The 22,429-nt window shown below is 43.1% G+C and carries 19 protein-coding genes; 2 read left to right on the top strand and 17 right to left on the bottom strand.

Annotated elements, in window-relative coordinates; genetic code table 11:
- Positions 1-54: 54 nt before the first annotated feature.
- The 3 genes from NSQ70_RS01785 to NSQ70_RS01775 are packed head-to-tail and all read right to left on the bottom strand — an operon-like array spanning position 55 to position 3,264.
- Complete coding sequence (locus NSQ70_RS01785; RefSeq protein WP_017358578.1) at positions 55-1,101, bottom strand: Gfo/Idh/MocA family oxidoreductase; 1,047 nt, start codon at positions 1,099-1,101, stop codon at positions 55-57.
- Positions 1,098-1,964 (bottom strand): HAD-IIB family hydrolase, encoded by an 867-nt coding sequence (locus NSQ70_RS01780; protein WP_342502394.1) that lies wholly within the window; start codon positions 1,962-1,964, stop codon positions 1,098-1,100. The genes NSQ70_RS01785 and NSQ70_RS01780 overlap by 4 nt, the downstream gene beginning before the upstream one ends.
- Positions 1,939-3,264, bottom strand: a complete 1,326-nt coding sequence (locus NSQ70_RS01775) for a DegT/DnrJ/EryC1/StrS family aminotransferase (protein ID WP_342502393.1) — start codon at positions 3,262-3,264, stop codon at positions 1,939-1,941. Before NSQ70_RS01775 ends, NSQ70_RS01780 begins: the two co-directional genes overlap by 26 nt.
- Positions 3,265-3,373: 109 nt before the next feature.
- Here NSQ70_RS01775 and NSQ70_RS01770 point away from each other — a divergent pair, with 109 nt between their 5' ends.
- Complete coding sequence (locus NSQ70_RS01770) at positions 3,374-4,363, top strand: LacI family DNA-binding transcriptional regulator (RefSeq protein ID WP_017358581.1); 990 nt, start codon at positions 3,374-3,376, stop codon at positions 4,361-4,363.
- A gap of 51 nt (positions 4,364-4,414) precedes the next feature.
- On the opposite strand, the gene NSQ70_RS01765 is transcribed toward NSQ70_RS01770, so the two are convergent.
- From NSQ70_RS01765 to NSQ70_RS01755, 3 genes are all read right to left on the bottom strand, one after another.
- Positions 4,415-6,037: an L-lactate permease gene (locus tag NSQ70_RS01765; RefSeq protein WP_024718992.1), complete on the bottom strand. Its 1,623-nt coding sequence runs from the start codon at positions 6,035-6,037 to the stop codon at positions 4,415-4,417.
- 43 nt (positions 6,038-6,080) lie between these two features.
- Positions 6,081-7,028, bottom strand: a complete 948-nt coding sequence (locus NSQ70_RS01760) for an L-lactate dehydrogenase (RefSeq protein WP_025206699.1) — start codon at positions 7,026-7,028, stop codon at positions 6,081-6,083.
- Between the two features lie 217 nt (positions 7,029-7,245).
- Positions 7,246-8,676, bottom strand: a complete 1,431-nt coding sequence (locus NSQ70_RS01755) for a YfcC family protein (RefSeq protein ID WP_007498311.1) — start codon at positions 8,674-8,676, stop codon at positions 7,246-7,248.
- A gap of 153 nt (positions 8,677-8,829) precedes the next feature.
- On the opposite strand from NSQ70_RS01755, the gene NSQ70_RS01750 reads away from it, so the two are divergent.
- Positions 8,830-9,957 carry a M20 peptidase aminoacylase family protein gene (locus tag NSQ70_RS01750; RefSeq protein ID WP_135010187.1) on the top strand — a complete coding sequence of 376 codons (1,128 nt, stop codon included), beginning with the start codon at positions 8,830-8,832 and terminating at the stop codon, positions 9,955-9,957.
- Positions 9,958-10,004: 47 nt separating this feature from the next.
- Here the strand turns inward: NSQ70_RS01750 and NSQ70_RS01745 are convergent, their stop codons facing one another.
- The 11 genes from NSQ70_RS01745 to NSQ70_RS01695 form a co-directional block, all read right to left on the bottom strand.
- Entirely contained in the window at positions 10,005-10,727 is a 723-nt protein-coding gene (locus NSQ70_RS01745; protein WP_058336326.1) for an SDR family oxidoreductase, read from the bottom strand.
- A gap of 85 nt (positions 10,728-10,812) precedes the next feature.
- Positions 10,813-11,688, bottom strand: coding sequence for an alpha/beta hydrolase (locus NSQ70_RS01740; protein WP_024718997.1), 876 nt, complete (start codon positions 11,686-11,688; stop codon positions 10,813-10,815).
- A gap of 39 nt (positions 11,689-11,727) precedes the next feature.
- On the bottom strand, positions 11,728-12,609 hold the full coding sequence (locus tag NSQ70_RS01735; protein ID WP_041091220.1) for a glycine betaine ABC transporter substrate-binding protein: 882 nt from the start codon (positions 12,607-12,609) through the stop codon (positions 11,728-11,730).
- Positions 12,609-13,454 (bottom strand): glycine/proline betaine ABC transporter permease subunit OpuAB, encoded by an 846-nt coding sequence (gene opuAB, locus NSQ70_RS01730; protein WP_024718999.1) that lies wholly within the window; start codon positions 13,452-13,454, stop codon positions 12,609-12,611. The genes NSQ70_RS01735 and opuAB overlap by 1 nt, the downstream gene beginning before the upstream one ends.
- 10 nt (positions 13,455-13,464) lie before the next feature.
- Positions 13,465-14,733, bottom strand: a complete 1,269-nt coding sequence (gene opuAA, locus NSQ70_RS01725; RefSeq protein WP_135010189.1) for a glycine/proline betaine ABC transporter ATP-binding protein OpuAA — start codon at positions 14,731-14,733, stop codon at positions 13,465-13,467.
- Positions 14,734-15,133: 400 nt separating this feature from the next.
- The gene (locus tag NSQ70_RS01720; protein ID WP_024719000.1) at positions 15,134-16,228 is read right to left on the bottom strand and encodes a toxic anion resistance protein; all 1,095 of its coding nucleotides are present in this window, start codon (positions 16,226-16,228) and stop codon (positions 15,134-15,136) included.
- 14 nt (positions 16,229-16,242) lie between these two features.
- Positions 16,243-17,859, bottom strand: coding sequence for a YceG family protein (locus NSQ70_RS01715; protein WP_342502392.1), 1,617 nt, complete (start codon positions 17,857-17,859; stop codon positions 16,243-16,245).
- Positions 17,860-17,929: 70 nt separating this feature from the next.
- A complete protein-coding gene (locus NSQ70_RS01710) occupies positions 17,930-18,745 on the bottom strand; it encodes an HAD family hydrolase (protein WP_034647502.1) in 816 nt (271 codons plus the stop codon).
- Entirely contained in the window at positions 18,742-19,851 is a 1,110-nt protein-coding gene (locus tag NSQ70_RS01705) for a cysteine protease StiP family protein (RefSeq protein WP_163116265.1), read from the bottom strand. Before NSQ70_RS01705 ends, NSQ70_RS01710 begins: the two co-directional genes overlap by 4 nt.
- Positions 19,844-21,175, bottom strand: a complete 1,332-nt coding sequence (locus NSQ70_RS01700) for a phosphoribosyltransferase family protein (protein WP_326111586.1) — start codon at positions 21,173-21,175, stop codon at positions 19,844-19,846. The genes NSQ70_RS01705 and NSQ70_RS01700 overlap by 8 nt, the downstream gene beginning before the upstream one ends.
- Positions 21,159-22,352, bottom strand: coding sequence for an HpcH/HpaI aldolase/citrate lyase family protein (locus NSQ70_RS01695; protein WP_058336319.1), 1,194 nt, complete (start codon positions 22,350-22,352; stop codon positions 21,159-21,161). Before NSQ70_RS01695 ends, NSQ70_RS01700 begins: the two co-directional genes overlap by 17 nt.
- Between the last annotated feature and the right edge of the window lie 77 nt (positions 22,353-22,429).

The following is a 22,429-nucleotide window of genomic DNA, read 5'->3' as shown; positions in this document are numbered from 1 at the left end:
TTCACTTCCTCTAAAAAGGAGCGGAGTCATGATATCCTCCGCTCCACCTCTTCATTAATATGCGCGGGCAGAGACGACAGCCTCTTCCCTCTCGAAGCACGTATTCAGCGCAGCCTGCGCGCGATAACCATCTGCAAAATCAGCTACCTTCATATGAGATGGATATGAGTTTGTATTTACCCAATGCATCAGCTGATCACGGAATGTATCAGACCATCCATAAAATTCATTCGGCGGATCTGTCAGCAATGTTTGCGGCATTTGATGACGCTCTACACACAAGCCATCACTGATCTCATATTCGTTTTTCATGTTTGTATGGTATTTAAAAACCTTGTCATGCCCCACCACTTCTACACTAAATCCACATTCCTCCGGCTGCGTACTTTTGGACGTCACCAAATGAAAGAACACTTGATTCTCCATTTGCCCAAAAATTTCGGTATGGTCATCAACCTGTACCTTTTTCTCTTCTTTTTCCTTTACATGTGTCAGCATCTTCGTATTAAGGGATTCTTTTTTCATTTCACTGCCAAATAAGTACCACAGCATATCAATCAAATGAATCCCTAAATCTCCTAAAGCACCGCTTGTACGAAGACTTTCGCCGCTGTCTCTCCACGAAAATGTCTTTCTTCTAAGGGCACTATTTTTCTTAAAATGTGTCCGTACTGTCAAAACGCGTCCTAATTCACCATTGGCGATCAAGTTCTTCAAAATATTCACAAAGGATAAATAGCGATAGTTAAAGCCCATACTGGCTTGAACCTGGAACTGTTTGGCTGTCTCCACCATTTCCTTCGCTTCTTTTAACGATACAGCCATCGGTTTTTCACATAAAATCGGCTGTCCTGCTCTAAGCGCCTGAAGGGCATGGTCCTTGTGACAGAAGTTAGGGGAAGCAATGATCAATCCATCTGATGCATCCGCTAGTGTTTCGATACTGGCATACACCCGTCCGCCGTACTGTTTAATAAACCCTTGTGCCACGGATTCGTGCAAGTCATAGACCCCAGATAATTCTGCACCTTTGATCGTTGATAATGCTCTAGCATGTGCTTTTGCAATATTCCCTGCTCCAACAATTCCAATTTTCTTCATGAATGTGCCTCCTCATGTTTATACATCACTGTTTTCAATGTTTCATAGATTCCTTTTGCATACCCATGATGACAAATTTGATGATGGTGCCGTTTGGCTTCGGCTGTTGCATTTTGGACAAGAAAGCCGTGCGTGACGGATTGAAGCATCCGCAGATCATTCCCACTATCACCAAAAGCAAAACCCTTATCTTTTGACAGGTTATATTGATTCAGCATAAAACGAACGATTTCATCCTTCCCTGTTCCCACTGGTAAAAAATCAACGTCATAACAATCCGCAGGGTCACCCGCAAGTGGGTTGCATTTGTTGATGTTCACCGCCACTCCCCGCTCCTTCGCAAGTGTTTGGATGAACGATAGATGATGGAGATCTGTTCGTTCATCCTGCTCCTGATAATAGAAATTCTTTTTATACCCAGAGCTGCCTAGCTGCGTTTGCGGCCTAAGGGTGATCCCCTTTTCACGTATGGCTTGCAGAATATCTTCAATTTTTTCGTCTGAAAAGCCCTGTGCATCAAGCCGTTTCATCCATTCTGCATCCGGCTGTCCAAATTTCCCATCTGATGTATACACGATTTCAGTTCCTAAATTCGACGCAATAAAATGCGGGAATTGATAGAAACCGCCTTTCTCCATTTTGCTCGTAACAGAATCGAGGTTGCTTCCCGTCACCCAGCCCAGCATGAGCTGTCCGGCTTCGCTCTTTTCTGCCACAAAAGCTTCCAACCGTTTTACATCCTCTCTCTGCTCCTCGGTCATTCCGTGAGAATAATAGGTCTCATCGAAATCACAGAAGACGATCCACTGCGGATGTTGCGGTTGATGCAAAAGCTTTTTATTGAATGGAAGATTTGATAACATAATGGACCCCCTCGATGACTTTCTCCTGATCTTGCAGCGGCATACCTGGATAAAGCGGCAAATGGAGTAATTGCTGTACGGCTTTTTCCGTATGTGGAAGTGCCGTTTGTTTATACTTTTGAGAAACAAGATTCGTTTGATGCTGATGCGATAAAATTGGGTAATAGACGTCTGTTTCTATGCCCATTTCCAGTAATTTCTCTGCCAGCTCATCTCGGCTTCCCTTCACCACTCTGATCGGGAATAGATGCCATACATGATCCTCTGTCAGCTTCGGAAGCTTTATATAGCCTTCGTCTTCCAGCGTTTGCAGCTGATCTATGTATCTCTTTGCCAAGTAAAAGCGTTTAAAGTTTTGCAAACCTAAATATTTCATTCGTTCTAGCCCGATTGCGGCCTGTAAGTTATCAATCTTAGAATTAAAGCCATAGTCACTGCGCTTCACGTTTTTCTTTCCTGCTTCAAAGCCGTGATAGCTGATTTCCATGCATTTTTCGGCTAGGGCTTCATCATTTGTCGCGATGGCTCCTGCCTTTCCGCAAACTCCAAGGTTTTTGTAAGGATTAAAGCTGAGAACAAGTCCATCCCCAAATTCCCCAAGCCCGCTACTGCCAATCGCCTGACAGCCATCCTCAATGATCGATAGACCATGCCGTTTCGCAATCGTCGAAATGGCCTTCATATCCGCTTGCTTTCCATACAAATGAACCGGGAGAATACATACTGTCTTATCTGTAATATGCTTTTCTATTTCATTCGGCGCTAGGCAGTAGGTGTCTGGATCAATATCGGCATAGACTGGAACCGCACCAATCGCAAGCACTGCATTTTCTGTTGCAGCAAAGCTGTTGGCAGGCAGGATGACCTCATCTCCAGGATGGACGCCTGCTGATATTAAACTGATCATCAAGGCATCTGTTCCACTTGATGTGGCAATGACATATTTTTTCCCTAAGTATGCTGCGAGCGTCTTTTCAAACTTTGGAATATAAGGGCCTGATGTAAAACGGCCTGAACTTAATACTTCTTTCAGCACCTGCATAATGTCATCGATCTCATCCTCCGAAATCAGTTTATCGACCGGCAGGAACGGTATCTTTTTTTCCTTATTTTGTTTATAATGGAAGAGAATTTTTTCCAAACCTGTACGCGCAATATCTTGCTCAAGGAACGCAGCAAGCTTATCATTCGCTAGATTCTTTTCAACTGAATCAGCCTTTACTTGAACACCTTGATTGATCATATCCAGCAACGGTAGATAATCCTTGCTTTTACCTGATATCTTCGTCAATATTTGCATTCCATTCCCTCCAATTAATCAATTCCATTTGTTAATATTTAACTTGTTTCACATTGTAAATGATGTTATCGATTTCAGAACAATAACTTTGTGTAAAGGATTTGTTAATATGTGTACAATTTATGAAATTGCCAAACGCTGCGGGGTTTCAACGACCACTGTTTCTCGGGTGCTGAACAACCATCCATATGTATCCGAAGAAAAACGCCAGCACATTTTACAGGTGATGAAGGAAATGGAGTATACACCAAGCTCAGCAGCCCGCACCCTTCGGTCACATCAGACAAAAACCATTGCTGTGTCTGTTCCAGCTGTGGACCATCCTTTTTTTGCACAATTGATTAAAGGCATTTCAAAGGAAGCGCTGGATCAAGGGTATAAAGCCATCGTGCTACAGACGTTTTATCAAGAATCAGTAGAACTTGAAGGGCTTCAATTATTAAAAAGAAAAGAAGTAGATGGTGTCATATTGGGGGCGTTAGAAAATAAGTGGGAAACAATCGAGCCATTTTTAGCAAACGGCCCGATCGTCATGGCAAATGAATTTCATCAAACAGCAGACATTCCGATTATCGGATATGATGAGCGGGAAGCTGCCTATAAAGCGGTTGACTACTTGATTCAATCAGGGCGTACATCCATTGGATTTTGCTTTGATACAGAAAGCAGTGAAGCGCAAAAACAAAGAAAGCAAGGCTATCTTGATGCGCTTTCTGATCACGGTTTGCCGCTTAAAGAAGATTGGCTGTTCGGCGAGGCTTTTACCATTGAGGACGGCTTTCGTTTGATGGACTTAATCCACCGGATGCCGGATGCGCCGGATGCGATTTTCACCGGCAATGATCAAGTGGCAGCAGGCCTCATTAAACAAGCCATTTCATATGGATATCACATTCCTAAGGATTTAGCGGTGATCGGTTATGACAATCAAGACATTTGCGAGGTGACAGCACCAACGATCACGACCATCGACATCCCCATCGTCGAGCTTGGCCAGCAGTCTGTAAAACAAATGATTCAGCTGCTACAAGATCAAAAACCATTACAACGTGAACATATTCAGCTACCTACTCGGCTTGTCACACGAGAATCCACATAAAAAAAGACTGAGAAATCTCTCAGTCTTCCATTTTTCAATCAATCGATCAACCTATATAAATTGAGCAAGAATGAATGTCCATATACATACGATGCCGAGCAAAATGAAGCTGTACTTCACTGTTTTCTGGAAGAGCTCAGATTCTTTACCTGTTTCTCCAACAGCTGCTGTTGCAATGGCAATGGATTGTGGAGAAATTAATTTCGCCATCACACCACCGGTCGTATTTGCCCCGATTAACAAACCTGCCTGAGAGCCAATTTGAGAAGCGGTGACTGCTTGAAGGTTACCGAATAAGGCATTGTTACTCACAACAGACCCCGTAATAAACACGCCGATCCAGCCAAGCACTGGGCTGACAAGCGGGAATAAATCGCCTGTTTTAGCAAGCGCTAGTCCGATAGCAGAACTTAGACCTGCAAAGTTCGCCAAATTGGCAAAGCCCATAACAAAACAAATTGTAAGAACAGGGACCCAAAGCTCTTTGACCGCTGCATTTAAGCAGGTAGCCCCTTCTTTTAATGTAATATGTCTGCTGAACAATCCTGTCAGCATCACTGCAATTAGAATGGCGGTACCTGTTGCACTAATAACATCAATTTTAAAGATCGCATCAATCGGTGTTTCTGTTTGAGCAATAGGTGGTAATTTCACAATTTGCTGATGTAGAAACGGCATTTTCACTAAAATGGTTGTCCAGTTGAGCGGTCCTCCTTCAGCAAATAATGCTTTAAAAGCTGGTAGGCTCCATACAGTAATGACGGCAGTTAAAATATAAAACGGAGACCATGCTTTCAGCACCTCAACCCCGCTATACGTTTGTTTCTTCTCAATGGCTGGTGCCCCTGCTTCACGATAAATATGTTTCGGCTGCCATTTTCGAAGAAATAAAGCCAAAATTCCCATACTCGCTAAAGCTGAAATAATATTGGCAAGCTCAGGGCCCATCGTGACCATTGTAACAGCCTGCAGAATCGCGTAGCTTCCACTCACAACAAGCAAGGCCGGAAGCGTTTCTTTGATCCCTTTAAAGCCGTCTACAATGAGAATAAGCAGAAACGGGATACAGAAAGAAATAAACGGAATGGTGTACACAAGGGTTTGAGACAGCTCAAGCGGCGTCATATTTCCCATTTGCGCCCCTGTAATAACCGGAATACCTACTGCACCAAAAGCGCCAGACGCAGCATTTGCAATCAAGCAGAGCATGGCGGCTTTCAGTGGTTTAAACCCAAGCTCTGTTAAAAGAGCGGCACTAATCGCAATCGGTACACCGAATCCAGCGGCTCCCTCTAAAAATGCGTTAAAACTAAAACCAATTAATAAGAGCTGTAACCGTTGATCTTGAGAAATTCCTGCAATACTAGAACGAATGACATCAAACTTTCCAGACTTCACAGCAATTTTATAGAGCCATACGGCCATGATGACGATATATCCAATCGGCCACAGCCCATTAGATACACCGAGCACCACAGCAGATAATGCTTTTTCAATTGGCATATGAAAGAAGAAAACAGCTGTTACAAAACTGACGATCAAGGTAAAACAAGCGGCTAATACACCTTTTAACTTAAATACAGTTAATGCAAGTAGAAAAAACAAGATTGGAAGCATGGCCACCAATGCACTGACGAACTCATTACCAAACGGATCATATATTTGCTGCCACATAGTGATTCATCCTTTTCTGCTCAGATAGGTTGCCTTTGATTGATTAAAAATGAGGAGCTAAAATTTCTTTTAACACATTCACACTGTGTGCGAACTTTTCTTTTTCTGTGTCATTCAGTGCAAGCTCCATAATTTCAGTTGCACCATTTCGGTTCACAAGGGCAGGTACACCAATGTAGACATCTTCTGCTCCGTATTCTCCATCTAAATAAGTGCTGACAGTCAAAATGCTGTTTTCATTGTGTAAAATGGCTCTAGTAATACGGGCTAAACTCATCGCTACACCGTAATAAGTCGCGCCTTTTTTCTCAATGATTTGGTAAGCGGCATGACGGACATTTTCCATGATGTCGTCTAAATCTTCTTGTTTGTATTGGTCATTTCTCTTCATTAATTCTGTGATTGGTACACTTCCGATATTCGCATGGCTCCAAACAGCAAGCTCTGTATCCCCATGCTCTCCAATGATGTACGCATGCACATTGTGCGCCGCTGCTTCAAAGTACTCACTAAGCATGTATCTGAATCTTGCCGTATCAAGCGTTGTTCCACTACCAATCACTCGTTCTTTTGGCAGTCCACTGAATTTCCAAGTCGCATATGTCAAAATATCAACTGGGTTCGTAGCAACTAAGAAAATACCATCGAATCCGCTTTTCATCACATTGTCTACAATGCCTTTAAATATATTTAAATTTTTCTCAACAAGATCAAGTCTCGTTTCACCTGGCTTTTGGTTTGCACCAGCGCAGATACATACAATGTCAGCATCCTGACAATCCTCATAATCTCCATACCAAGTATTCACAGGATGCGGGGCGAATGCTTTCCCGTGGTTTAAATCCATGACGTCACCCATTGCTTTGTCTTGATTCAAATCGATGACTACCAATTCATCTGTGATTGCTTGATTTATTAATGTAAAGGCATAACTGCTGCCGACAAAACCTGCTCCAATAAGTGCTACTTTGTTTACTTTTTCGTTTGTCATTTATCTCATCCTCCTGAGTAAAACTAGGTTGTTTTTCATATGTGAAGTATTTCACATTCTTATTGTGCAATACTTCACAAACTTTTGCAAGGGGATTGCTCAAAAAAATAATGTAGCCATTTTGTGAACACTCTTATTGTGGTTTTAAACCGCTGTCCTCATACATTTTCTCATAAGAAAAAAGCCGCCAAACACTCTTTGGCAGCTTCTCTCTTATTTAATAAGGTCCCCAATTGATCATGACACCGATACAAATAAAGACAAGGCCGATGACGAACCAAATGAGCGCAAGCGGTACCATAAAACGCAGCCATTTCACGTAAGGAATCCCACTTGCAGCCAAGACAGCCATCAACACACCTGAAGTCGGATTCACGCAGTTGACCACCCCTTCACCGAGCATCACTGCTTCTACCGCTACTTGTCTCGTGATACCCATTAAATCAGCAAGCGGCGCAAGAATCGGTATAAAGACAACCGCTTCTCCTGATCCTGATGAAATCAAAAAGTGAAGGAGCGCACTGGCGATATACATGCCGATCGCACCAGCGATTGGACTAAACCCTGTCAGCATACTCGCAAGCCCATTCACCACAGTATCAAGCAGCTTGCCATTTTCCAAAATGACTGAAATGCAGCGTGCCATGCCGACAATGAGTGCGCCGTATACAAGGCTTTGACAGCCGACAATAAACGTTTTTGCAATATCATTGGCAGCTAATCCCCCAAGCAGGCCAGCAGCAATTGCCATGAAAATGAACACACCAGCCATTTCCTTATCGGTCCAGCCGAGCTGAAGCGCACCATATAAAAAACCCCCAAGCGACAAACCGCACACCGCTAAAATCAGCTTATGTCTACCGGTGAATTCAGGCTTGTCCACAGATTCCGCATCAGCTCCTCCTAGCCCTTTAGCTGGAAACCACTCGTCACCAAGAAGGCTTCCCTTTTCTTTATTTTTCAAGCGTTTTGTATACAAATAGATGTACACAATACTAGATAGAAGAAAACAAAGATAAATGATGACACGCAGCCCAATACCAGAAAAAATCGGCAGTTCTGCAATCGTTTGTGATAAACCTAAAGGAGATGGAGACAAAATGGTTGCGTTAAAACCTGCATAACAGCCGATGTAAATAACCGCCGCTCCCGCCACTGCATCCCACTTTAAAGAACGTGCCACAATGATCCCAATAGGAATAAAGCCAATGACCGAGTTCACCACAATTCCGGTCGTCCCAAGTACAGAAAACAATCCGCCAACAATACAAATAAACAATAGCTGTTTCGTTTGGAACCGGCTGATGACATTGTGAATCATCCCGTTAATGGCACCTGTCTTTTCCAAAATCGCAATGGTTCCGCCAGTAAAAAGAATCAGAAAAATAATAGAGGATGAACCAACCATCCCTTCTTGAATCGCTGTAAAAAAACCAACCGGACTAACTGGTGATTGATCAATACGGTGATAACTGCCAGGAACAGCTGTTGTGATCTCTCCTGACGTTTTCCGATCAAATTCACCTGCTGGTACAAAATACGTTGCGATCGTACAAATTAAAGCAATCATAAATAAGAGTACATACGCATCCGGCATCTGAAGTTTTCTTTTTTGTTTCTCAGGTGCTGATACTGTCGCTGTTTTCATCTGTCAAAACCCCTTTGTCCCGATCGGAATTTCACTTAATTTTCTGAATAATCAAATGATGTGTTATATTATAAACACTGATGATATTTAAGATCAATATTATTTCACTAAAAGAATGTTTTGGCAGATTATCTGTCAGCAAGGAGGCTTCTCATGACAACTTTGACAAACGAGATGAAACAAACCGTGACAGACATCTTTGAACATCTGCACGCCCATCCAGAAATCAGCTGGGAAGAGACAAATACGACAGCTTATATTGAAGCTCTATTAAAGAAATTAGGCTGTAAAACGAGAACATTTGAAGACTGTACAGGGGTAATCGGTGAAATTGGGGAAGGCGCACCAGTGGTTGCTGTGAGAGCCGATATTGACGCACTGTGGCAGGAAGTAGATGGTGTATTTCAAGCCAACCATTCATGCGGACACGATGCACATATGACGATGGCACTTGGTACATTCATGGCATTGAAAGAAAAAGAACTTCCAAGTGGCACGATCCGATTCATTTTTCAGCCTGCCGAAGAAAGAGGCGGCGGCGCTTTAAAGATGATCGAAAAAGGTGTGTTAGCTGACGTCGATTATTTATACGGGGTGCATGTGCGCCCAATTCAAGAAACCTTAAACGGACGCTGCGCTCCTGCCATTTTGCACGGATCAAGTAATCATTACGTCGGGACCATTCTAGGGGAGGAAGCACACGGTGCACGCCCGCACCTTGGGGTCAACGTCATCGAAGTTGCGTCTACGCTTGTGCAGAGACTGGCACATATCCATGTCGATCCACGAGTCGCCCATTCTGTGAAAATGACCAATTTAAATGCAGGCGGCGGCAGCTCCAACATCATCCCTGGCAAGGCCTCTTTTACACTCGACGTTCGGGCACAGACAAACGAAGTGATGGATGAATTAGAAAAGGAAATTGAAAGAGCATGCCATTCTGTAGCGGATGCTTTTGGCGCCTCTATCACACTTTCAACTGATCATCGTCTTCCAGCTGCGACATTAAATGAAGAAGCTGTGGAGATCATGTCACATGCTATAGAGCAAGTGCTAGGTAAAGAACAGCTCGATCCACCGATCGTGACGACAGGCGGAGAGGACTTTCATTTTTATGCAGCAAAGCTTCCTCATATTAAATCGACGATGCTCGGTTTAGGCTGTGATTTAAAACCTGGGCTTCATCACCCTTATATGACATTCGATCGCTCTGCGATTTTGACCGGCATTGAGATTTTGACGGAAGCTGTATACGAAACACTTCAGCAGCATTCATCGTAAAATAAAAAAACCACCCGTCTTTCCTGAAGCGGGTGGCCTCCTTTATTTTACGCATTCACATCTGTCATTGCCGGTACATTGATTTCTTTCACACAGGACACCCTGGATAGATGAATGACACATCTCGCCAGCTCGACAATATCTTGTACAGGTATTCTCGTTTCATCATACAGAGCAATGGCTTTTTCAGCGCCATCTTCGTACGGAACTTCTGCCGCCAGCTCTCCTGGATTGATACAGGTAACGGATATTTTATCTTTCCTTACGTGCTCTCTTAGTGCGTTCACAATACCACGAAGCCCAAATTTAGAAGCAACAAAAGAAACCTGAGACAAATTCGTATGGTCAAGTCCCGCAGTAGAACCAATGACGATGATCTTTCCATTCTCAGATGTCCTTACGTGCGGAAGCAGAGCTTGGATGTAGGTAATCGTTGAGGTAACGTTCACATTGATTAAATGAGCGATATCCTCCGGTTGATCAAGATCGAAAGAATAATCATCTTCAAAGCCGCGTTTCTCCCATAAACCGACGTTATAAATGAGTACATCAATTGTCTGATCCTTCAATGCTTCGAGCATAAAAGGGATATGAGTTTGGCTTGATAAATCGATCTTCAGCCAAATTCTACGCACTCCATCGTCTATGTTCAAACTGCTTGGTTCACTTCGTGACACAATCCATACTGTATCTCCACTTGAAGGAAGACCTTTTACAAAGGCATCCCCTAATCCTTGACTCGCACCAAATATGATATAGTTTTTACTCATGCTTCCTCCTTCATGGCTCACTTACAAGCTTCCATCCATATACCCATTCATCTGTAAGCGTTTTATACCTATATCATACAATGTCTTATACATGCCTGCCCCTTTTATGCTCATCTTCACTTTCTAAATGGCCTAGCTTCCTTATTTCCTTTAATTCCGCTGGTAACGCACGCTCTTCTATAAAGCTTTTGATCATGTCGACAAAAAGTTCTTTCTTTTCAAAAGTAAACGTATGTCCAATGTCAGGAACGATGAACCCGGCTGCATTCGGGTGTGCATTCGTGATTTTTTCTGCTGACCTAGTCATAATGCTCTTTTCCTTTTCTCCCACTGTCACAAGAATCCGTGCCTTCGCTTGTTGAAACGTCTCAGGGAGCTTGTAATGAAGATTTTCTTGAAACATCGTAAGCAGCGTCTTCTTCTGCAATTGTTTGGAATCCGCTGCATAATGATCCAGTACATCGTTTGGAAGTCCCATCTTTTCTGCTTGCAGCTGGATGAACCAATCTTTCTTTAATAACGGATATGTAAGAGGTAAAATGGGCCTTACCATCAAATAGAGCCATGGTAATGGCAACACAAGGGCGCTATTGATAATGGCGATGTCTGCGATGTCTGGCTCTCTCGATAACACATCAACGGCTACCTGTGCACCTAGAGAGAAGCCAATTAGAATGACTGTACGACCATGTGCATGCTCCTTTATCCATGAAATGATTTCAAAAGCACTTTCTCGCATGGAAAACGACGTTTCATTTGCTCTTGTCCCGTGACCGATAAAATCAGGGGTATAGCATTCATACGTTTCTTTGAATATTTCCATATGCTCCTGCCACATCCAGCTGCTTACGCCTCCACCGTGCAGGAAAATCATCATTGGTTTTTCCACCATCGACAACTCATCCACCATCCTTATATATAAGAAAAAGCAGTCGCTTTTTGAGCAGACTGCTTTTTCCATATGCTCCCTTCTATTATAAGGGAACTGTTATACAATTGGCTATTTTTTCAAATCTTCGATCGAGTTGACGTTTTTCATATAAGTCGGAACAACGAGACCCATGCGAAGACCCTTCATACTTGTACCGAGGTCATCATATTTTCCTTTAAACTTCGCTGCATACGTTTTATGCGTATTTGGAAGCCATGCAGATAATGATGCATCAGCACTTCCGGTTGCAATTGCTGTCCACATTGGGCCCGCTTCAACCTGAGTCAAGGTCACTTTAAAGCCAAGTTCACGCAATACCTCTGCGGCCACATTGGTACTTGCAATCTCACTATCCCACGCAACGTAGGCAAGATTGATTTTGTCACCGTTTGACTTTTTCACGCCTTTTGTCCATTTCGCTACTTGATCTTTATGCTTTTTCACATATTTAACAGCAGCATCCGTCGGTTTGACGCCATCCTGAATATCAAGCATCACTTCGCCCATATCATCTTGAGACCATTTAAATTGACTGAGCATTTTGGCTGCTTCCGGCTGATCCTTCGCAAATCCTTTACGTGAAATGGTGTGAATTTCTTCTTCCTCACCATATGATTTTTTCGGATCATCTAAATATTTTAAATCGTAGCGGGAAAACATCCAGTGAGGATTCCAGCCAGTGATGATAATCGGTTTTTTACGGTCATACGATTTCTTCAATGTCGCTGTCATCGCTGCACTTGAGGCAGACACAACCGTCCAATCCTCTAAACCGTAGTCCTTTTTCGCTTGATCCGTCAGCGCCATAATACCTGAACCCGGATCAATACCGATAATCGTTTTATTCACTTGCTGTGCTGCACTTGCATTTGAATCTGATTGTGCACCACAAGCGGCTAGTAAAAAGACAAGCAGGGCGGTCATCCCAATGTAGAGAGACTTTTTCCACATTAAGCATTCCCCCTGGTTTTTTTCGTTTTAATGTTTTGTGTAATACGATCCAGTGTAATCGCTACGATAACAATGGCAATACCAGCTTCAAAACCAATCCCTGTTTTCAGCTGCGTTACTGCACTATATACTTCCGAACCAAGTCCTGGTGCACCAACCATTGCCGCAATGACGACCATGGATAGAGCAAGCATGATACTTTGGTTAATCCCAGCTAAGATGGTTTTTGTAGCAAGTGGAAGCTGAACTTTGAACAAACGCTGGAATGTCGTTGAACCAAAAGCTTCTGTTGCTTCAATTAAATCAGATGGTACTTGTTTAATCCCAAGAATGGTCATACGAATCGTTGGCGGCATAGAGAAAATAACCGATGCCACAACCCCAGGTACTACTCCGATGTTAAAGAAGAAGATCGCTGGTAAAAGGTATACGAATGCAGGCATTGTCTGCATTAAGTCTAAAATAGGTGTGACAATTTTACGCACCGTTTCCTTCTGTGATGCCCAAATACCGATCGGAACCCCGATCACGATAGAAATGACCACAGCTGTCAGAACGAGCGCAAGTGTTTGCAACATTGGCTGCCAATAGCCTAAATAGTCGATCAGTAAGAATCCAATAAGTGTGAAAAGAGCAACTCCTCTTGTACTGATCCACCAAGCAATGCCGGCAAAGATAAGCGTTAAAATAATAGATGGAATGACGCCAAGTGCAGCTACAATACCATTTACTGTTCCAGCTAATCCATTTGTGATGCCATCAAAGAAACCACCAAAGGTTAATGTTAACCAGTCAACAAATTGATCGATATAATCCGCGAACGGAATTCTAGGTAAATCACTCATACTAAACATCTTATTCTACCTCCTGTGCAGAAGGCTCTTGTGTTTTAATTTCCTCTAGTTTGTTAGAAGACATGTTGATATATTCATCATTTCCTGATAATGCACCAATCAATGCACCTCTGACCACAATACCCTTCATTCTGTTTTTCTCATCTACAACGGCAATTGGAATATTTGCCGCATCAGATACTGCATCAAAGATCTCTGTTAAATACGTTGATTCCAATACTGTCGTAAATTCTTTATCGAGAACAGTTTCTAGCGACGCACCCGTTTCTGCCGCTTTTTTCGCTGCTTGTGCAGAAATAACACCTAATAAATGCTTTTTCTTATCTACTGCATAGATAGACGAAATACCAAGGTTCTTCATGAGCGTGAGCGCAACACGTGCCCCTTTATCAATCTGAACTGTTTCTGCACGTTTCATAATATGACCAGCGGTTAATACTTTAGAAAGGTCTACATCTTCAACGAAACGTTCAACATACTCGTTCGATGGGTTCATCAGAATTTCTTCTGGTGTTCCGATTTGAACGATATTCCCGTCTTTCATGAGGACAATGCGGTCGCCAATACGAAGCGCTTCATCTAAATCATGCGTGATGAAAATAATTGTTTTTCCTACAGACGTATGAAGCTCAAGCAATTCATCCTGCATGTCTTTACGAATTAATGGATCTAGTGCGCTGAACGCTTCATCCATTAACAAAATATCAGGATCATTAGCTAGTGCACGTGCCAATCCAACACGCTGCTGCATACCGCCACTTAATTGATTTGGGTACTGCTCTTCAAAACCTTCAAGTCCAACAAGCTTTAAAGATTCAAGCGCTTTAGAGCGGCGCTGATCCTTCTCTACACCTTGCAATTCAAGCCCGTATTCTGTATTCTCCAGAATGGTACGATGCGGGAACAATGCGAAGTTTTGGAAGACCATGCTGATCTTTTTCCGTCTGACTTCACGCAATTGATCCTTTGACATATTTGTTATCATATCCCCATCAATATAAATTTCGCCGGAGGTTGGTTCGATTAACCTATTCAGCAGCCGCACAAGTGTGGACTTTCCGCTCCCTGATAGCCCCATGATGACAAATATCTCGCCGTCATACACATCAAAATTTGCTCGATTGACACCAACTGTTGCGCCGGTCTCTTTTAGGATTTCTCTTTTTGTCTTCCCTTTTTCAAGCATTTGAGATGCTTTTTTAGCATTTTTACCGAAAATTTTAGATACATTATTTATCTTGATTTTGATCTTTCTCTCTTCAGAATTCATTTTTTCCCTCCAAATTAGCATCTTTATAACCGTAACATAAGCGTTATGATGCGAACAATCTTTAGAATTCGCTTATTTCCGTACAATATGTATGAATTCCATATAGAGGTCTGGTGATTACAGTTTATACGCCGTATTACTCGTAAATCCTATAGAATGCTTCATAAACTACATATTTTACGGGGTATTTTCTCTCACCAGACAATATTTTACTGGAAATTCCTTATTGTGCTAAAAAATAAGTCGAATCCTTGTGGTAGCGGGCTTTTTCTTTCATGGATGAACCATGCCCCTGAACAGGATTTACCCGAAAAAGGTCACATAAAAACCTTTTTTCTCAAATTTTAATCAAATTCATGAAAAAACTGCCTGCAACTTTCGTTACAGACAGCCTGTTTTTTTAGGACTCTAGGGCAGCTCTCTTAATATTATCTTGAAGTTCAAGCATACGTTTTGTTCCGTCCTCACGTAATCGTTTGTTTTCTTCTTCAATCTGCTTCGTCTCTTTCATCCCTTGTACAATCGTATTAAAGGATGATTCGATCGTTTCAATGTCGATGCTTGGACGACCTGATAATTTAGCAATCTCAACACTTTGACTTGAGATATTTTCAGCATTTCGTTTCAGCATTTCATTCGTTCTTCTGTCCAGCTCACTCATGGAATCAGCCACAAGCTTTTGTCTCTTCGCTGTTACCGCTTGAATGATTCCATTTTTGAAAATTGGAATCGTAATGATGAAGGCAGAGTTAATTTTCCCGATTAATTTCGTATTACCACGCTGTAGCAAACGGATTTGCGGTGCGGTTTGAAGTGCCACCATCCGTGCCATATCAAGATCATATACACGTTCTTCAAGCGCTTGAATCCCATTACGAAGCGTATCCAGCTCCATTTGTGCCAGCTGGTTTCCCCCCGCCGCTTTTTCTTCATAAGAAGGAACCAATTGTTTTAATTCTTCGATCTTCATTTGCCCTGCGACGACATACTTTTCAAGCTCCATATAGTATTGAATGTTATGCTCATACATTTCTTCAAGCGTAACCGTCGATTTGGTCATTTCATCTTTGTATTTACTAATTTCCACATTGATTTTTTCAATTTCTGCACCGAGCGTTTGATATTTGCTGAAAATCTTCTCAATCATGCTGCCGCCGCGTTTAAAGATTTTTGATAACAAACCGCCCTTTGGCTCGTCAAAATCATTTTTATCAAAACGATCCATAATCTTTCCAAGCTGTGTAAGCATCGTTCCTGAGTCTGTGACACTTGTTGAACGCATCATAGAGAGGATACGGTCAGAAAACTTAGAGATTTCGACAGCCGGCTGTTTTCCGTATTCAAGCAGTTCAAGCTGATTTTTGGCATCAATCTGTCTCGCAATGTTTTGGACTTCTGGTTCATTGCGCAGCTGAACGCGAATATCGTCTGCCTTTTCAATCGTGATTTCCTCTTTATCAATTGAAATGATGTCATTTCCGTTTGTATTTGTCATTAGCTTTGATCTCCTTATCGGTTTTTAATGGATTGAAATAACTTTCTCACAATGGACGGCTCTTTAAACTCTTGGTTCATGACCATTTCATCAAGCCAATGTGTATCAAATAATTGATCGTCTATATACCGCTCTATACACTGATAGCCGGCGGGATGATAGACGAAGAGATCCACACCCATTTCATTTAGGAAAATCAGGGCAGCCGCATCAGAACGAGTCAGCTCACCATTATATTCCGTATGGTATAAAATCACTTTCGGTACAGTCTGGGCATAATCAAAGGTTTGAATGAGTTCAATTACATCTTGGTTCATATGCAAAAGCTGCTTGAATAAATAAATACGCACATCTAATTCGGTCTCATGACCTTCTTTTAACAGCTTCGGATGCTGACAAATTCGAGAAATGGCCTCTGCGATCGCACGCTGCGTGCCCTCATACAAATGCGAGAACTGCCACACATTGCTTTTCATTAACAAATCAGGGTCAACTTCTCCTGCTTTAGAAAGTGCATGCTGATAATGAAATTGATAATTCGAAGACACTTCTTGTGTGAAAGGGAAATGACGGATCGTTTTCGTTTCTTTCCCCTCCATTAGCGTATGGATACGGTCCCAATATTCTCGCTTGTCTCTCGTCACCCCCATCATCTTCGCAAAAAGATTCGGAATCTGTATGGTGTCACGGTCTGCTTTGAAATTCGGGCGGATAAACGACCGTTCCTTTGCAATTAAAAACAGCTCATCATACGTTGTCTTTAGCGTAATAGAATGAGGGGTATGATCTCTAAATTGCCATGGCTTATACAGCATGGAATCTTCTGTGTGAAGTACCTCTTCAAGCTCTCTTGTCGAACGATATGCCACCGTTGATTTCCTCTCAGGCTTTTCAGTAGGGAACGGTTCAAGCTTTGACGTCCCTGGATACTGATCAATAAAAGTCAGCTTTTCTTCTGAATCTAATTCACGAAATTGATCCTTGCCTTCTGGATGAAACAGCACCACATCACAGCCAATCAGCATGACATAGTAAAGAAAATAAAGCTGACTTTTATTCGCCTCTCCATACCAAATGACAGCTGGCATTTTTTCTTCCAAATTGCCTTCCTTCAGCCATGGTCCTAGATGATTATTTGAAAACTTCACTACATCTAGCAGCACGCGGCGGAAATCAGGATGCTGGAATCCCCCTTCATGCAGCTGCTTGAAATGTTCAAACACCTGGATTAACGAAAGGCGAATATGCCGGTTCATCACTGGGTTTGGATGACGGACAATGAGCTGTTCACCGTCTAAGAAAGCCACAAATCGATTCACGGACAATCCCTTTTCTTCCTGATTGATCATATGAATCCGCTGGAGCGCTTGAAAGTGCTCCGGCTCAATATGCCGGTTGAGGGTTTCACTTAAAATATGCATGCCGTCAGTTTCGTATAATTCATGTAAATAAATAAAATAATCGGTTGCATCATGCGGAGTTCCAAGGACGCGGGCAGCGAGACGCGGCAAGGATAAAGTGTGCTCGTCCTTGACGTAGCCATCTCGTTCAGGGAGCGGCTTTTTCAGCAGGTTTTTCCAGGCTTCCTGTTTCGCCCGTGTCTGGGTTACGTTGATTTCTTTATAGCTCACGCCGCTCCTTCCTTTCTCCTATATTTTCTCGAAAGCTACTACTATCATATCATTCAGCCTTCTACTTCTGCTATCGAATCGAAGGCTTTTTTGCTGTGTTCATCTTCTTTGCGACAGAAGCGGCGATTTCGTCTGCCGCCGCCATGCCAGAGGCTGTCGTCGGTTCAAGCGATAGATCAACATCTAAGACTTCCCCATGACTCGGAGCGAAGCCTTTATCCGCTTGACGTATGAGATCAGCATCTAACAAGGAGTCGCCCGCACCATATACATATTCAAGGTGTAGCCTTTCTTTTAGAAAAGCAACAGCAGCCCACTTATTGAGCGGCTTTGGAATAAAATACAGTTTCCGGCCTTGAAGGGAAACTTGCCAGCCTCTCTCCTCACCCCACAGCCTTAATTCAGCGAGCGGAATATGAGAAAGAAACTCGTCTTTCATAATTAAATAAAGAAATCTTCCCTCAGCTGTTCGAGTACGTTTCACCCAAGCGGCAACCGGAAGTTCAGAGATCGCCCGCAGCATATCTCTCACCGGCATACACTCTTGCAGTCTCTCATCTACAATCGCCTGCCACTCCTCAAGCGGCTTGCCGTGATGAAGGATACAGCCGCCGTTTGTCGTGACGGCATACTCTGGTTTGATCTCTTGCTGGAAGAGAGTGATTCGTTCAAATTGTGCTGTCGTTCTTGTCGTCACTGGGATAAACCAGCCTGCTTGATGAATTGCCTGTAAGGAGGCTTTCGTTTCAATAGACATATAGGAAAGCGGCCGGTCGTCCAGCACCTCAATTAATTCGTATGCTCCCTTGTATGCATACTGCTCAAGCATTCGATGTGAGTATATCAGTGTCCGGTCTAAATCACTGGCAAATGCGATATTCTTCATGACGATTGCTCCAACGGGCGGATGAGTCCGCAGCATGTGTAGGACATGTTGGCATATTCAATGACGGGCACGCCTCTGTCCTCTGCGAGTAGTAAAATGTGCTTGAGCTTCTCCCGAGATCCAGGCTGAATGAGTATTTTCCAAGGGACTCTTCTGAGCAGCACACGGGTCGTCTCACCGACACCCGGCTTAATCAAATGTGTATTGTCTATTTTGAACTCCTGACCAATTGCTTCAATGGAGGTCATCCCCCGCCAGTCAGGAGGCGTTCCTTGTGCGAGCAGAGTCTCTGCTTTCTCTTGTACATTTGCCTTAAGTTCAGAAAATGCTTCTTCAATTGTATTCACGTACAGATTAGAGACATCCTCATCAATGAGCTCTTCATAATACTTGGCCCCATGGAAATCATCGGCATGGATCCAGCGGTTGTTTAGCACCGTTCGACTAACTAGGCCAGAGACCGTTGAATTCAAGCAGGCACTTGGAATGAGGAAATCCTCTCTCGTTCCGTAAACACTCGTACAATAACCAGGATCAGCAAGCACAGCTAGCTCACTCGAAAGACGAATTCCATATTTCTGTTCAAAATCAAGCACCGCTTTTTGAAGCTCTTTGGAAATAGCACCCTTTCCAGTCCAACCGTCAATAAAGGCAATCTCAAAACCTGGATGTTCTTTGAGGATATAATGCAGCGCGTTTTCATCTATTCCACGGTCACGAATAATAGAGATGCTATAATGCGGCAAATCGAGACCATACGTCTTTCTGATATACCGTTTAATGAGTACCCCGATTGGTGTCCCAGCCCGTGCCAAGCTGCACAGAACGGTTTGAAAGCCTCGCTTTTTCACAATTTGTTCTGCGACAACCGCTACGGCTTCCGCTACCTTTTGCTTACTTTCTTCAAGAGATTGATAGAATAAGTCCATATAAGATGCCGTCGGCTTATATTCAATTGGCAGCATTTCTGAGTAATGGGCACCGCTCTGAATAGAGCGCTCCCGCTCTTCTGTACTTTTCTCCATCTCAATCGACGATAAATCCTTGAGTAAGAAGGTTACGTCCTGCTCTGGATAGCTTCCCATCTTTGTATACACGTTAGCCATTCACCTTCACCTCATCTGATAAAGTCACAATATGCACATGCTTCACATGCCGCTCAGCAAATAAGTGGATCAGCGGCATCAAAGCTTCTTGAGACACCTTTTTCTCAAAAAACAAAAAGACATCATCGTACTGATCTTTAGGGATATTGTAAACGTAGTGCTGAATGCGGGCATCCTCTGGACTCAAAAATGCGAATCCGTTTTGAACAGCGTACCCTTCCTTTTCAACCGGATGAATCGGACTTCTTGTCGTCGAATGAAAAAGGACACCTTCGCCCATATGAGCTGCAAGTCTCATCGGCACATACATCAATTCTCCTGTTCCTAAGCAGAGTGTCTGTTTTCCTTTTCGTTCTCGCTGAAGCTTCAGCCCAGCCTCAGCAGCTGCTTGATCAATGGCATCCGTGTCCGCTGCGCTTAAACCGAAACGACCTGTTTCATGGATATACGGCGAATGCCCCGCCGGATTGACTGCATGGGAAAGTGAATATGGCACTTGCTTAAAGAAGGATTGAAGAGAATGAAAAGAGAGTTCAGGTCTTTTCTCTTGCGCAGCAATTTCATACGAATAAGCAGGCTCATCCAGCGTTGTCCCCCGAAACATCATCTGCCCTTTTAATAAAGATAATGATGTGATATTTACACCTAGCTCCTCTTGAAGCTGAAGCATCGCTTCCTCGTGCTCCTCTGTTCTCCAATCTAAAATGGATAGAATCGTATAAGAGGATCTAGGGTGCTTTGCGTGCAGATCCCGAATGATATTCATATTTGTCCGGCCTGTCGTGACCTCATCATCTACTAGCACTATCGGGCGATCCGTCCGAAGTAAGGCGTCGTCTGCGTAGCAAAGCTGATCTGTCGCATGAGAATGTTCCTCTTCAAATACGAGTGAAGGATCAAGATCCAACAGCTGTTCACGTGTCGTATGAATGTAAGATGCTCCTTCTATGACGTCATACACACCATGACCAAGCGCAGTTGCCGTTTCAGCAAAGCCGATCACAATCGGCTCGTTTACCGCAGAAAGCTTCTCTTTTTTGAGCACAGCATAGGCTTCGGTTAACTTAACATGATCATTCGTTTTTAGTGCTTCTACTATATCGTCTTGATGCGGGGGCGTCTTACCTGTTTGTTCTTTTGCATAAGCCATTGCCAAAAGACCTGAGACGAGGAGTGGTTTCAACGGGTGACCAGGCATATGTTTCCCGAGCACCTTACTAACAAATAAAAAGGCTCTCTTTTTGTTCACCCGTGCCGCCATGTCAAAAAGATGTTCTTTTTCAAGCTGAAGCGTACCCCCTTTGAGGTTAAGCTCCACCTCCATATGTTCCAAGATGTTCAGCGTATGCGGCTTCTGATTCTGTGAGTATGTCGATATAGCTTCTATTTTCATGAAACACCCCGTAAATGTCTGACTTCATTAAAATGTTTTCCGCCCAGCGATAGTGCGGCTTCGTTTCGTTCATTTTATTAGAGAAGGTACTCTTCATCACGCCGACTGTACCATCTGCATGCTCTAAAATACTTAATGCATCCATGTACTCTTCTTTTGTGACAACGTACATGCTTTGAACTGGCTTGAGATGCGTTGGATGGATGACTGTCTTGCCATGAATACCGTTTACCACATCCAGCCTTGTCTCTTTGAGCAGACCTTGCATATGATCGAGTTCAGATGAGGAAGACTCACCGCTCTTAGAAATTGCACGGATGAATGGATTTTGTTCTTTTCGTGCCGGTCCAAAATGCTCCCATACAGCTCCTGATATCACAAAAGAACGACCAAAATAATTGATGATATCTGTGATCAACTCAGCAATGACTCTGATCTCATAAATGGTGGTCTCGCGATCACGGCGAATGCCGTATAATCCACACAGATCCGTTGCCCCAATGCGAATATTCAAAATATATTCCTCATCATTCAGCATGATCTGCTTTAATTCAGACAACACCTGATATCTCGTTTCTTTTTCTAATAAATCTGGTGTTTCTAAAATGGGCATTCCGTATAGTGTTTTCTGAGTTTGTGCTGAAGCCTGTTTCAAACTGTCCACATATTCCTTTGCATTGTGAACGGAGCACTTTGGAAACACAAAACCAGTCAGTAAATGAAGAGAGGGACCGAGCAAATCTGCCATTTTGAGCAACTGTTTGGGCGAACGAACCCGAATAAATAAAAGCGGCAAATGCTCAGCTATTTCTGGAGAGTGATGAATTGTCTCAGAAAGGCAGGTCAATTGTGCCACTATATTCTGTTCAGCCATGTCCACTTCCTGATCACCAATGGCGTCCTCCAAGCAAAACACAACAGAGCAAAGCGCTTCATATTTCTGCGAAAGCAGCATGTCTGCTACATCCTGTCTTGTCGCAGGCATATACAAAGTAGCACCTAATGCATGCGCAAGTACATGCCTTGGCGTCAATGAATGAACTGCCGCCGGCCGCTTTAAAAAAATATCGTGCTGCCTCGTCTCTGATAAAAAACGAAAATATCGCATGCAGTGCCACCTCCTGTTGTAATGACTTGATGATTCAAAAAAGGATGGAGCCGCTAGTCAACTCCATTCCTTTTTGA

This window comes from Bacillus sp. FSL R5-0397, from assembly GCF_038593395.1.
In the GTDB taxonomy this organism is placed as follows: domain Bacteria; phylum Bacillota; class Bacilli; order Bacillales; family Bacillaceae; genus Bacillus; species Bacillus altitudinis.
Note: the sequence above shows the minus strand (reverse complement) of the source record. Positions and strands in the feature narration are given on the sequence as shown.